1 protein-coding gene is annotated in these 511 nt (G+C 27.6%); it reads right to left on the reverse strand.

Annotated features, from left to right (window positions below; translation table 11 throughout):
• Nucleotides 1-427: 427 nt before the first annotated feature.
• Nucleotides 428-511: IS3 family transposase (locus tag QO182_RS16445; RefSeq protein ID WP_371562853.1), on the reverse strand; the 84-nt coding region annotated here is incomplete at its 5' end.

Here is a 511-nt window from a genome sequence, read left to right on the forward strand (position 1 = left end):
CTTCATTTTATTCCAATAAAAAAGATGGAATTACTTCCATCTTTTTTGCCCCAAATCTACCATAAACTTAACCTACTAATTTTATGGTGATATAAACTTAGTCCAAAAAAATACCGTCTGCAACTATTTAAGACCAAGAACCTATAAAAACGATAAGTTGCTAATTGCTAAGTTTTTAACACGAAATTTAAGAGAAATAATATTTATATGATTTTTCACTGCTTCAAAGGTCTTTTACTTAACCTAAGAACTATACATCAGTTTAAGAGTGGAAAATCTAAATTCAATAAATATATGAATTGTACGTATTAAAATAAAAAAGCAGTGAACTCCAATTGATGAAACTCACTGCTTTTCTTCTTTCACTTTATACCAATAAAAAAGGTGGAATTGTAGACTGAACCCAAAAGTTTGGACAAATTTATAATTAATTCTGATAATAATGAGCTCGATATTGTATCGGGCTCATTTTGTTTAAATTCGACTTGATTCTATCATTATTGTAATAGTT

This window comes from Flavobacterium sp. Arc2 (genome assembly GCF_041431385.1).
Lineage (GTDB): Bacteria > Bacteroidota > Bacteroidia > Flavobacteriales > Flavobacteriaceae > Flavobacterium.